The sequence below is a fragment of the Synechococcus sp. UW179B genome, from assembly GCF_900474245.1.
Lineage (GTDB): Bacteria > Cyanobacteriota > Cyanobacteriia > PCC-6307 > Cyanobiaceae > Synechococcus_C.
In genome coordinates, this window is sequence record NZ_UCNZ01000017.1 from 18,013 (window position 1) to 30,163 (window position 12,151).

Below are 12,151 nucleotides of genomic sequence, written 5' to 3' on the forward strand. Positions count from 1 at the left end.
CGCTCAGGCCGTCTTCAGCCAGCTGAACATCGAGCGCAGTCCCTTGCCAACTTTCTCGATTGGATGCTCGGCATCACGCGCGCGAACTTTGTTCATCTCAGGCTTGCCGGCTGCGCATTCCGCAACGAAGTTCTTGGCAAAGGTTCCGTCTTGAATGTCGGAGAGGATCTTTTTCATCTCCGCTTTGGTGTCAGCGGTGATCAGACGCGGGCCACTGACGTAGTCCCCGTATTCCGCCGTATTCGAGATCGAGTCGCGCATGGAGGAGAGACCGCCCTTCACCATCAGGTCGACGATCAACTTCACTTCGTGCAGGCACTCGAAATAAGCGAGCTCAGGCTGATAGCCGGCTTCCACAAGGGTCTCGAATCCAGCTTTGACCAGTTCCGAGAGGCCACCGCAGAGAACCGCTTGCTCTCCAAACAGGTCGGTTTCGGTTTCTTCCTTGAAGTTGGTTTCGAGGATGCCCGCGCGGGTGCCGCCAATGCCTTTGGCGTAGGCCATGGCCAGGCCACGCGCATTCCCGGAAGCGTCCTGTTCGATGGCGAACAGGGCAGGAACCCCCTGACCGTTCTGATACTCCCAGCGCACGGTGTGACCGGGCCCTTTCGGAGCGATCATCAACACGTCCACATCGGCCGGTGGCTTGATCAGCTCAAAGCGAATGTTGAAGCCGTGAGCAAAACTTAAAACCTTGCCAGCACTGAGGTGAGGGGCAATCTCTTTCTCATACACCTCTTTCTGAAACTCGTCGGGCAGCAGCACCATGATCCAGTCGGCCTTGGCGGATGCATCCGCCACGCTCAGCACTTCGAGGCCGTCGGCTTTGGCTTTCTCGGCTGAGCGGCTGCCGTCATAAAGACCAACCACCACATTGATGCCACTGTCCTTGAGGTTCAGGGCGTGGGCATGGCCCTGGGATCCATAACCGATGATGGCTACCGTCTTGCCGCTCAGCAGCGAGAGATCGGCGTCTGAGTCATAGAAAAGCTGAGCCATCCGGTCTGAACCTGCTGAAGACAATACTGAAGTTTACGGATGGGCCGGATTGACCCTCAAGCTTCGTTGGGGTGGGAAATCACCCGATCGATCAAGCCGTAATCCTTGGCCTCTTCCGCACTCAGGAAATAGTCCCTGTCAGTGTCTTTCTCGATTTTTTCAAAACTCTGCCCTGTCATATCGGCCATGGAGCGGTTGAGCATTTCCTTCATCCGCAAGATTTCCCTGGCTTCGATTTCGATATCGCTTGCCTGTCGTTGCGCCGTTCCCCCAAGAGGCTGGTGGATCATGATCCGGCTATGGGGCAAGGCCAGGCGCTTGCCTTTCGTGCCTGCCGTCAGCAGGAAGGCACCCATCGATGCGGCCAGCCCGACGCAGATGGTGACGACGTCACTCTTCACGTATTGCATGGTGTCGTAGATCGCCAAGCCAGCGGTGACCGATCCACCTGGGGAGTTGATGTACAGGTAGATGGGCTTGCTGCTGTCTTCGGAATCGAGATACAGCATCTGGGCAACGAGGCTGTTCGCAACCCCGTCATTCACATCAGAGCCGAGGAACAAAATCCTCTCAACGCCAAGACGGGTGTAGATGTCGACCCAGCGCTCCATTTGGCTGCCGGGGAGGCGGTAGGGAACGCTGGGGGTACCGATCGGCATGGGTCCTAGGAAGGGTTGAAGTAAAAAAAATGGTCTGTTTAGACAACCACGGCTGGTTCAACAGCGTTGTGTTTTCAATGACAGGCGCGGTTGATGCTGGATGAGTCCTTAACCCACCGCTGCAGGTAGGTCCTTGCGGCTATCGAGAACCCTGTCAATCAGGCCGTAGGACACGGCTTCTTGAGGGGTGAGATAACTCATTCTGTCTGAATCGGCGGAGAGTTCTTCCACGCTGCGACCGGTGTTGGTCGAAAGGATTTCGAGCATGGCCCGCTTGTTATGCAGCACCTCTTTGGCGCGGATCTGAATGTCCGTGGCCTGGCCGCGCGCGCCGCTGCGGGGCTGATGCAACACAATCGAGGCATGGGGTAGGGCCGCTCTTTGCCCTTTGGTGCCAGCGGAAAGGATGACGGCAGCCGTTCCCATCGCCTGACCGATGCAAATCGTGTGCACCGGTGGCTTCACGTAGCGAAGCGTGTCGCAGATGGCAAAGGCTTCTGTCTCGAAGCCAATCGACTCGCCCGAATACCAACTTGTACCCGTGGAGTTGATATAGAAATAAATCGGCTTGTCTGGGTTGTCGAACTCCAAAAAGAGGAGCTGGGCAATGATCAGCTCGGTCACGTCCAAGCCGAGCTGACGCTTGGTGTCTCCGTCTGAAAACAGCGGAAGGCCCAGATACACAATCCGCTCTTTGAGCATCAAAGAGGGCAGGTCAGGCGGGGGTGTGCGCATCACGCCTGAGTCGCCGTAATAAGGCGCTGATGTGGTCATTCCTCTGAGCATCCCTGTCGTGGAGGGAGCCTAGCGGGGTCACGAGGATGGCTGCTCCTCAGCGCTGTCCGTGCGTGCAGCCTTGCCCTTGCTGCTCTTGCTGCTGCGGTTGTTTCGTGCACCGTTTTTGTCACGGCGAGCAAACACCATGCGCCCTGTTGGGGTCTGCAGTGCACCGGTCACCACAACGGGTTGACGGGATCCGATCAGGCTCCGGCCCTCCTCAACCACCACCATCGTTCCGTCTTCGAGGTAGCCCACTCCCTGACTCTCCTCTTTGCCTTCTCGCACGATCTTGAGCAACAGCTCATCTCCGGGCTGCACCTCAGGGCGTAGGGCGATCACCAATTCGCTCAGATTCATCACCTTGATCTCCTTCACTTCGGCGACCTGGGCCAGGTTGAAGTCGGCGGTCACAAGCGTGCCGCCCGTGTCGCCTGCGAGCAGAAGAAGGCGATCGTCGGTGCCCGTTCCTTCATAACGGGTGCTGTTGATCACCAGTCGACGGCCGTAGGTGTCGCGTAGATCGCGCAGAAGTTTCAGGCCACGACGTCCCTTGGCTCGCTTCTCCAAGTTGGTGGAGTCGGCCAATTGCTGCATCTCGTCGATCACCGTTTGAGCAACGATGGCCTGACCTTCCAGCAAACCGCAGGCCAACATGCCGCGGATTCGCCCATCAATGATCACGCTGGTATCGAGGATCTTCGGGGTTGCAGGGGTGAGCACACCGTCTGCGACCAACAGCGCTTCCGTGCTGGTGGGGTTGAACAGACGCAGAAGCGTGCGTCCGTGCACCTCGGCGAGGTTGTATCCCAGAACGCCAAAAAACACATTGCTGAGCACCGCAGCCAGCGGTTTGACCAGCGTTACGCCACCGGCGAGTGGGAGCAGCAGGATGGGCGCTAGCAACAGGTTGGCGACCAGCAGACCAAGAATCAGTCCCACCGATCGACTGATCAACAAATCGGTGGGCATCGTGCGCACCTGCTGCATGAGTTGCAGACGCAGCCGCTTAAAAACGAGGCCTGCTACGAGGCCTATGGCCGCGCCAAGGCCGGTGAGCCCGAGGCGCACCCGTTGGACATCGGTGACATCGTCCAGCATCTCTTGTGGAAGGAGATGAACTCCCATCCAGCCGGTGGCTCCACCGGAGATCAGAAATAGGACCAGGATGAGAACTTCAACCATGGCAATCGGTCGTGGCCGTTCACTCCGTATGAAGGCAGCATGCATCATCTTCCGTCGCTCTGCCTGCGCAGATGACCGCATCTGCACCTCGCAGCGCCTATTTACACATTCCTTTTTGCCATCGGCGTTGTTTTTATTGCGACTTCGCGGTGGTGCCCCTCGGCGATCGGGCTGATGCGGATGGAGGGTCTGGTAGCGGTTCGATCGAGACCTACCTGGCGCAGCTCAGCGCAGAGATCCACCTCTCTCCCCCAGGACCTCCACTGGCCACCGTGTATGTCGGCGGTGGTACGCCATCCCTGTTGAGGCCCGATCAACTTGCAGCGTTGCTGCAGCAGCTCAGAGGCCGCTTTGGCTTCCAGGACGGTGCCGAAATCACCCTTGAGATGGATCCAGCCACGTTTGAGCGCAGGGATCTTCACGCCCTGGTCGCTGCGGGCGTGACCCGCGTGAGCTTGGGAGGGCAAAGTTTTGACGATGTCAGGCTCGCGGCCCTGGGGCGCCGACATCGCCGAAAGGATTTGCTTGAGGCCTGCCATTGGCTCCAAGAGTGTTTGCAGGCTGGTGGATTGCAGAGCTGGAGCTTGGATCTGATCCGAAACCTTCCAGACCAAGGGGATCAGGAATGGGAGGCGCAGCTGGAGCAGGCCGTTGTGCTGCAGGCCCCCCACCTATCGATCTACGACCTCAGCGTGGAGCCAGGCACGGTGTTTGCTTGGCGCGAGAAGCGAGGCGAGCTGGCGATCCCTGAGGAAGATGCTGCCGCCGACCGGATCGCCTTCACCACCAGCAGGCTGCGCCGCGCCGGTTACTGCCGCTATGAAATCTCAAATTTCGCTTGGCCAGGGCATGCCTCCAGGCACAACCGCGTGTACTGGAGTGGTGCGGGATGGTGGGCCTTTGGACTAGGCGCGACCAGTGCTCCCTGGGGGGAGCGGATGGCCCGTCCTCGCACCCGAGAGGCCTATGCCTCCTGGTTGAAGGAGCAGGGTCCAAAACTGGATTCGAGTTTGATTCGAGGGTCAGCCGAGAGCTTGCCACTGGACGATCGGCTGCTGGTGGGGCTGCGCTGCCACGAAGGCGTCAACCTGTGGGAGCTTGCGAGACGCTGCGGCTGGAACGAACGTCGTTGCAGCCGTGACTTACCTGACCTAGAAGCGCGCTGGCAACCCTTCTTAGAGAGGGGTCTGATGGAACGTTTTGGCCGCCGTTGGCGCCTCAGCGATCCCGAGGGAATGGCCGTTAGCAATCAGGTGCTTGTGGAGGTGGTGGAGTGGTGGGAGTTGCTCCCTGATCCCGTTGCTCCGTCAGCCAGCTTTTGAGAGCACTGATGCTGAGTTCACGGCCTTGCATCCGGGCCGGGCTGAAGGGTGGCTGGCTTGGCGTCAGTCCCAGCAGGTCCGCGGTCACGCTGACCTGTCCGTCGCAATCGGATCCGGCGCCGATGCCGATCACCGGGATCGACAAGTTGCGTCGCAACCGACCGGCGAGTTCGGAGGGGACATGCTCCACCACCAGTGAAAAACAACCGGCGTCCTCTAGAGCTTGTGCTTGGCGCTGCAGTTTGTCCTGGCTGCGCGGATCGATGGCTTGACGTCGGTAGCCGAGTCGATGCACCGCCTGAGGCGTGAGTCCGAGATGGCCCATGACGGGGATGCCCATACGCACGAGGCGATCGACAACGGCAACCACCTCTGGTTCGCCGCCTTCAAGCTTGACGGCGGCGGCATCCGACTCTTTGAGGATGGTGCCTGCAGCGGCGACGGCGCGATCGAGGCCGCACTGATAACTCAGAAATGGCAGATCGCACACCACCAGCGGGCGCTCGGCAAGAGGTTTGTTGAGGCCGCGGCATACGGCCTGGCTGTGATGCAGCATCTGTTCCAGCGTGACCGGAAGGGTGGTGGCATGGCCTAGAACCACCATCGCAAGCGAATCACCCACCAAGACCACGTCGGCGCCGGCTTCTTCCACCAGGGCAGCACTGAGGCCATCCCAGGCGGTGAGCATCGTGATCGCTCTCCCTGATTGCTTGAAGCGAATCAATTCAGCTGGGCGCATCCGCCCTTCCGCCGTGAAAGAGGTTCATTGCTAACATGACATCGATTCGGATCCATGCGGTCCAGACGCCCAAACCTGGTCAGAACCGGAAGGGAGCAGCCACACGGGATGCTCTGGGCAGGCGTGGACTCCGGGTCACCAACCTTTAACTGTCGCTCTGGCGTTGTTGACGCTGCCTGAGGAAATCGGGGATCCGTGCTCCGCTTTCAGGGGCGATGTTGGTCGGTGTCCTGGGCTCGAAGGCTGAAACAGCGGGGCGAAGCGTGCTGCGCTCTGAGCGGTAAGGGTTGCCGTCTTCAAAGCCTGTGGCAATCACGGTCACGTGGATCTCTCCCTCGAGGCGTTCATCCACCACAGCACCAACAATGATGTTGGCTTCTGGATCCACGACGTCGTAAATCACCTCAGATGCGGTGGTCATGTCCTCCAGGGTCATGTCCCGGCCACCGCTGATGTTGATCACGCAGCCATTGGCACCATCGATGCGCGCGGCCTCGAGCAAGGGGCTATTAATCGCGGTTTGTGCCGCTTCAACCGCCCGTGATCGGCCTGAGCCCACACCGATCCCGAGTAGGGCGGTGCCGGCTTCGGTCATGACGGAGCGAACGTCAGCAAAGTCAACGTTGACAAGGCCAGGAAGGGTAATGATGTCGCTGATTCCCTTCACTCCCATGCGCAGAACGTCATCGGCGCTGCGGAACGCTTCCTGAAGGGGGGCTCCAGCGATGGCATCGCGAAGCCGATCGTTGGGGATCACGATCAAGGTGTCCACGTGTTCTGCAAGGCGGGCGATGCCTTCATCGGCCTGACGCATCCTGCGGCGACCTTCGAAACTGAAGGGTTTCGTGACGATGCCAACGGTGAGAGCACCGCTTTCTTTGGCAACTTCTGCAACCACCGGAGCCGCCCCAGTTCCGGTGCCTCCACCCATCCCCGCAGCGATGAAGACCAGATCTGCGCCTTGGAGCGCCTGTTGAAGATCAGCGCGCGACTCTTCCGCCGCTTTTTGGCCAATGCTTGGATTTCCGCCCGCTCCAAGACCGCGGGTAAGGGTTTGGCCCAGCTGGACCCGGTTGTCAGCAGCCGATTGAATCAGCGCTTGTGCATCGGTGTTTAAGACCCGGTAAGCAACCCCTTCCAGATCGCTCAAAATCATGCGATTAACAGCGTTGCTGCCACCCCCTCCAACACCGATCACTTCGATGCGGGCTGATTGGCTAGGCGAGATGCCCTCTGGATTCATGGCTGAGGACATCTCACTGCTCACAATCTCCATTATCCGAGCTTGAACCGCTGTAATCGGTTGCATTATGGTGCTGTGTATCGCTTTTGCCGACAAAAGCGATACAGGAACTTGATTGTCACCATCATTTTTGGCCCGATCAGGTCAACGAACGCTGACTTTTTACGGAGCTGCAGGTTTGGGCTTCGGCCGTAACTTCAGTTCAGGTTGGCTTGGGTCACTGAGATCCAGCCCTTCGCTGGCAACGCCGCCCAGGCTGGGAGGAAGGCTTTGCGTGAGTTGGGCAATGGTTTTGAATTGCTGATCTAAGAGGGCGTCATTGGCGCCGAGATAAACAAGGCCAAGGGTCTCAATGCGCAGACTGACGCCACCGGCGGGCTCTACAACAATTGTTTTCAGTGGTCGACCGAGTTGGTCTCGTTGTTGAAGGATGCGGGCGATGACGGCCCGTCGATTGGAAATCCAGCCTTCGACTATCACAGCGCTTGCAGGCTTCTCTCCCTGCCTGGCCATGTCCATCGGCATCCACTGAGCCTCCAGGTCCACCATTCCTCGCTCGATTCCATCGGGGCCCACGCGGGTGGCAGCCGCGATGGGTCGGCGTTCAACGAGTTGGATGTCGAGGCCTGGAGGGAGAAGACGCCGTTGAACGGACACCTCCTGCACGGGCAGCTCCTGCATCAATTTGGTCTCGATCTGACGCGGCTCAAGGCTTAGCAGTGATTGCGGAAAGGAGAGGCCTGCAGCCTTCACCACCACGTTTTCGTTCATCCGCGCGCTTCCGCTGATCTGGATTTGAGTAGCGGATCGCAGGCTCCAGCCCAGGGTCAGCAATAACCAACTCAATCCCGTGGAGGTGAGGAGAAAAAAAACAAGTCTCCACAATTGAATCAGGCGTTCCTGCCGGCGCTCCTGACGCAGCCTTCGACGCCGTTCCACGCCAGGGGGGAGAGGGCCTTGGCTGTTGCGTTTGCCGAGCTTGAAGCCTTTCTTTCTGGAAGCGTCTGGGCTCACAAGTCGCAGCGTGCTCGAGACATGAGCTGATCCATCCAACGTCGGGCACGATCGGCATCTGCAAAAGGCACGTCGAGCTGACGACCATCCCCAATCAGCCTGAGACGGCAGCGTCCTTGCGATTCGCTGGCCAGCGGGGCCTCCCCTGAGGCCAAGGCCATTAATTCGACCAATTCAAGGCCCTTGATCACAAAGTGCCCCTCCTCTTGAAAAGATCCAGCACTGAAGCTGCTCCAGCGCAGTTCTCCATCCTTGAGAAGTGCTGCGCCGCAGCCATCAAGTTTGGCTAACTCCGACCCTTCGCTCCAGGTTCGGAACAGATTTTGACGACGGCGCTCAAGCCACCCCAGTGCTACAAGCAGCACAAAGGCGACGAGCAGCGGAAGCCAGAGCAGACCTTCAATCATCGCTTGTCTGGATGTTGATTCATTCTCGCGCTGTGTGGACCAGCTGGGCCACTAGGTCGGGTAAAGCGACACCACTGGCCTCCCAAAGCATGGGGTACATGCTTTGGGAGGTGAATCCAGGCAGGGTGTTGATCTCGTTGAGCCAGACCTCACCGGTGCGTTCGTCGTAAAAAACATCCACGCGTGCCAATCCATAGGCGTGGACAGCCCTACAGGCTTGCAGGGCAATCGCTTGAATTTGAGCGCTCACCTGGTCGGGAAGTGGGGCTGGAATCAGCGTTTGGCTGCAGCCCTCGGTGTATTTGGTGTCGTAGTCATACCAATCGGCCTCAAAGCTGATTTCGCCCACCACGGAAGCCTTGAGCTGTTGCCGTCCGAGGACGGCGCATTCCAACTCGCGAGCGGAGACGCCACGCTCCACGACGAGTCGGCTGTCATGGCGTGCCGCTTCCCGCAAGCCTGCAAGCAGTTGGTCTCGATCACGGGCTTTGCTGATCCCTACCGATGAGCCCATGTTTGCTGGTTTGACAAAACACGGATATCCCAATTCCGCTTCGATCCTGGCGACCAACTTGTTTTGCTGTTCAGGGTGATGGAGGTCTGCAGCGTTCAGACCCACGTAGGGGACTTGGGGGAGGCCTGCGGCGGCGAAAGCGGCTTTCATCGCAAGTTTGTCCATTCCAACGGCTGAACCGAGCACGCCGGAGCCCACATAGGGCTGCCCCATCAGGGTGAACAACCCTTGCACGGTGCCGTCTTCTCCATTGGGACCATGCAGCACCGGGTACCAAACATCCACGCGATCGTTGCCGATCGGCAGGGAACGGAAGCCCGCTGGCGGTAGGGGCTGGGGAAGGCTTTCCTCTGCAGGTGCTTGCTTTTGCTCAAGAACGCTGAGGGCAATGCGCTCGGGCCACCAACGTCCCGCCTGATCGATGTACAGCGGAACCACCTCAAAGTGATCTCGATTTCTCCCCGCTTGAAGGGCGTTGATCACCGTGATGGCCGAGCGAATCGACACGGCATGCTCACCGGATGCTCCTCCGAACACCACACCAATGCGAAGGGGAGACGAGGGCATGGTGTGGCCGTTTATTCAACAAATGAACCCGAAAGGTATCAGTTGCTCACCGGTGTGCCAGTGAGGGAGAACGAGCGAACTTGATCGATGCGGACATCGACCAGATCTCCTGCACGATGCGTGATGCCATTGGCGGATTCAGCTGAGAAAAAGGTCAGCCTGTTGGTGCGCGTCCGCCCCATCAGTTGGCTGGGATCTTTGGGATTGATTCCCTCGGCCAGCACTTGCTCGATCCGACCGGCGTAGCGAGCGTTCCGCTCTTTTGCCGTGGATTCCACAAGCGCATTGATCTCTTGAAGACGTGCCACTTTGACGTCTTCCGAGAGCTGGTTGTTCCAGTCCGCCGCTGGTGTGTTGGGTCTTGGTGAATAGGCGGCTGTGTTCACTTGGTCGAAGCCAATTTCTTCAATTAACGCCAGGGTGCGTCTGTATTGCGCATCGGTTTCTCCGGGGAACGCCACGATCACATCCGCACTGATGGCGGCATCGGGCATGCGTTCGCGAATGCGATCAATGATGCGCCGGTAACGCTCAACGGTGTACCCCCGGGCCATCGCTTTTAGAAGCTCGTTATCACCGCTTTGAAAGGGGATATGAAAGTGTTCGCATACTTTCGGCAGATCAGCACAGGCATCAATCAAGCGCTCGGTGAAATACCTCGGGTGACTCGTGGCAAAGCGCAGGCGTTCGATGCCCTCCACGTCGTGCACCTGGTAGAGGAGATCCGTGAGGGTGTGTTGGCGACGGCCCTCGGCGGTGATGCCCGGTAGATCGCGGCCATAGGCATCGATGTTTTGGCCGAGCAGGGTGATCTCTTTGAACCCACGAGCGGCCAAGCCCTCCATCTCCAAAATGATCGAGTTCGGAAGCCGGGATTGCTCCTTGCCACGCACCGAGGGCACCACGCAATAGGTGCAACGTTCGTTACAGCCATAAATCACATTCACCCAAGCGCAGGTGCTGCTGTCGCGCCTGGCGGTGGTGAGGTCTTCAAGGATGTGATGCTCTTCGGTCGCGACCACCTGTTGTCCCGTCTGGACTTGCGTGAGCAGGGTCTCTAGGCGGTTGGCATGCTGGGGTCCCATGACCAAATCCAGCTCTGGCACTCGGCGCAGCAGGGATTCGCCCTCTTGTTGCGCGACGCAGCCAGCCACGATCAAGGTGAGATTCGGATTGGTCCGCTTGCGGATGGCTTGACGACCTAAGTAGCTGTACACCTTCTGTTCGGCGTTGTCGCGAATGGTGCAGGTGTTGTACAGAACGAGGTCGGCGTCCAGTTCTGCATCGGCTTCCTGGTAGCCCATGGTTTCCAGGATTCCTGCCATCCGCTCAGAATCGGCCTTGTTCATCTGGCAGCCAAACGTGGTGATCCAGTAGCTACCGCGTTGCAGCTCGTCCTGAGTGGAGGATGCAGGGGTCTTGGCAAGACTGGGGCTGACGGGACTGGAGAGGGCCAAAGCGGGTGGCGATCCTGGAGACCGACGACGGTGAAATCTTCTTTTAGTGTGGGCCACGGCCAGCTTGTGCCAGCTTGGGGATTGGCGTATTCGAGCGATGGGCTGGTCTCTTCGGCGCTTTTCTCTCACCAAAGCGGTACCGCTCGCGATTAGCCGCGGAACCACAGCCCAGGTGGAGCACCTCGAGCTCACCTTCAGCATGGATGGCTATAGCGGCCGCGGCGAAACGGGGGGATTTGATACGGGGCATCGGGCCTTCAGCACCGATCAGCTGGCCTTGGAGCTTGAGGCTTTGCTGCCAAAACTGGGCGATGTGGACCCTGCTGATCGCCAGCAACTCGCTCCTTTGCTGCAGCCGTTGTCGCCCCCGGCCCGTTGTGCGGTGGATCTCGCCCTTTGGGATTGGTGGGGCCAACGGCTCGAACAACCGGTTTGGCGCCTGTTCGGTCTCGATGGCCATCGTCCTGTGGCCACCAGCGTGACCTTGGGGCTTGGTTCGGTCGACGCGGTCCTCAGCCGCCTTCATCGTTGGTGGCGGCAGCTACCGGCAACACGCATCAAGCTCAAACTTGGCAGTGCTGATGGCTGCGATCACGATCGAGCGTTGTTGGAGGCCGTGGCCCAGGCCCTGCAGGAGCAGGCCCAACAGCAGCAGCAGCCGATGGAGCTTCAAGTGGATGCCAACGGGGGCTGGACTCTCGATCAGGCAAAGGCGATGCAGACATCCCTGCACCAGGCAGGGGTGGTGTTGCTGGAGCAGCCGATGGCGGCCGTGCGCGACCCCGATCGAGATACGGCTGCTTTTGCGGCGCTCAAGCCCCATTGCGCCATGGCCCTTGTGGCCGATGAAAGCTGTTGGGACTTACAGGATCTGTTGCGCCTTGCCCCCCACGTGGATGGGGTGAATCTCAAGTTGTTGAAAAGTGGCGGGCTCAGTGAGGCGTGGCTGATGGCTCAGGTGGCTCAGCGCTTGGATCTGGATCTGATGATTGGCTGTTATTCCGACAGCGTTTTGCTCAATGGGGCGGCCGCCCAGCTGCTGCCCTTGATCCGCTGGCCCGATCTCGACAGCCATCTCAATCTTGTGGATGACCCCTATCAGGGGCTCGACCTCGTAGGAGATCAACTGCGAGCGCCAAAGGCGGCTGGGTTGGGGATCAGCCGCGCCTCATGACAACAAGCACGTCCTCTTAAACCTGCTCTTAAACCTGCTCTTAAAGCCGCGTTTTAAACCCCTCACTTGTGCGTTGTTGCTGCAAAGTCTTGCT

The 12,151-nt window shown here is 59.1% G+C and carries 12 protein-coding genes and 1 other RNA gene; 3 read left to right on the plus strand and 10 right to left on the minus strand.

Annotated features, from left to right (window positions below; genetic code table 11):
• Positions 1-3: 3 nt before the first annotated feature.
• The 4 genes from ilvC to DXY38_RS06775 all read right to left on the minus strand — a co-directional run bounded on the left by ilvC (position 4) and on the right by DXY38_RS06775 (position 3,620).
• Positions 4-999, minus strand: coding sequence for a ketol-acid reductoisomerase (gene ilvC, locus DXY38_RS06760; protein ID WP_115070993.1), 996 nt, complete (start codon positions 997-999; stop codon positions 4-6).
• Between the two features lie 56 nt (positions 1,000-1,055).
• Complete coding sequence (locus DXY38_RS06765; RefSeq protein WP_006854632.1) at positions 1,056-1,658, minus strand: ATP-dependent Clp protease proteolytic subunit; 603 nt, start codon at positions 1,656-1,658, stop codon at positions 1,056-1,058.
• 108 nt (positions 1,659-1,766) lie between these two features.
• Positions 1,767-2,432 carry an ATP-dependent Clp protease proteolytic subunit gene (locus DXY38_RS06770; RefSeq protein ID WP_038014693.1) on the minus strand — a complete coding sequence of 222 codons (666 nt, stop codon included), beginning with the start codon at positions 2,430-2,432 and terminating at the stop codon, positions 1,767-1,769.
• A gap of 39 nt (positions 2,433-2,471) precedes the next feature.
• A complete protein-coding gene (locus DXY38_RS06775; RefSeq protein ID WP_115070994.1) occupies positions 2,472-3,620 on the minus strand; it encodes a PIN/TRAM domain-containing protein in 1,149 nt (382 codons plus the stop codon).
• A 71-nt stretch (positions 3,621-3,691) separates the two neighbouring features.
• Here DXY38_RS06775 and hemW point away from each other — a divergent pair, with 71 nt between their 5' ends.
• Positions 3,692-4,942, plus strand: a complete 1,251-nt coding sequence (gene hemW / locus DXY38_RS06780; RefSeq protein WP_115070995.1) for a radical SAM family heme chaperone HemW — start codon at positions 3,692-3,694, stop codon at positions 4,940-4,942.
• Here the strand turns inward: hemW and panB are convergent.
• Positions 4,863-5,681 (minus strand): 3-methyl-2-oxobutanoate hydroxymethyltransferase, encoded by an 819-nt coding sequence (gene panB, locus DXY38_RS06785; protein WP_115070996.1) that lies wholly within the window; start codon positions 5,679-5,681, stop codon positions 4,863-4,865. The genes hemW and panB overlap by 80 nt on opposite strands.
• Positions 5,682-5,724: 43 nt before the next feature.
• Between panB and ffs the strand changes: the two genes are divergently transcribed.
• Positions 5,725-5,821: signal recognition particle sRNA small type (gene ffs / locus DXY38_RS06790), an RNA gene on the plus strand.
• 5 nt (positions 5,822-5,826) lie between these two features.
• Here ffs and ftsZ read toward each other — a convergent pair.
• From ftsZ to miaB, 5 genes are all read right to left on the minus strand, one after another.
• On the minus strand, positions 5,827-6,936 hold the full coding sequence (gene ftsZ, locus DXY38_RS06795) for a cell division protein FtsZ (protein ID WP_244279038.1): 1,110 nt from the start codon (positions 6,934-6,936) through the stop codon (positions 5,827-5,829).
• A 150-nt stretch (positions 6,937-7,086) separates the two neighbouring features.
• Entirely contained in the window at positions 7,087-7,938 is an 852-nt protein-coding gene (locus DXY38_RS06800) for a cell division protein FtsQ/DivIB (protein WP_115070998.1), read from the minus strand.
• Positions 7,935-8,345, minus strand: coding sequence for a hypothetical protein (locus DXY38_RS06805; protein WP_006854625.1), 411 nt, complete (start codon positions 8,343-8,345; stop codon positions 7,935-7,937). Before DXY38_RS06805 ends, DXY38_RS06800 begins: the two co-directional genes overlap by 4 nt.
• A gap of 19 nt (positions 8,346-8,364) precedes the next feature.
• The gene (locus DXY38_RS06810; protein ID WP_115070999.1) at positions 8,365-9,426 is read right to left on the minus strand and encodes a D-alanine--D-alanine ligase family protein; all 1,062 of its coding nucleotides are present in this window, start codon (positions 9,424-9,426) and stop codon (positions 8,365-8,367) included.
• Between the two features lie 38 nt (positions 9,427-9,464).
• Positions 9,465-10,817, minus strand: coding sequence for a tRNA (N6-isopentenyl adenosine(37)-C2)-methylthiotransferase MiaB (miaB, locus tag DXY38_RS06815; protein ID WP_115071067.1), 1,353 nt, complete (start codon positions 10,815-10,817; stop codon positions 9,465-9,467).
• A 163-nt stretch (positions 10,818-10,980) separates the two neighbouring features.
• On the opposite strand from miaB, the gene DXY38_RS06820 reads away from it, so the two are divergent.
• Positions 10,981-12,057, plus strand: coding sequence for an enolase C-terminal domain-like protein (locus DXY38_RS06820; protein ID WP_115071068.1), 1,077 nt, complete (start codon positions 10,981-10,983; stop codon positions 12,055-12,057).
• Positions 12,058-12,151 lie beyond the last annotated feature (94 nt).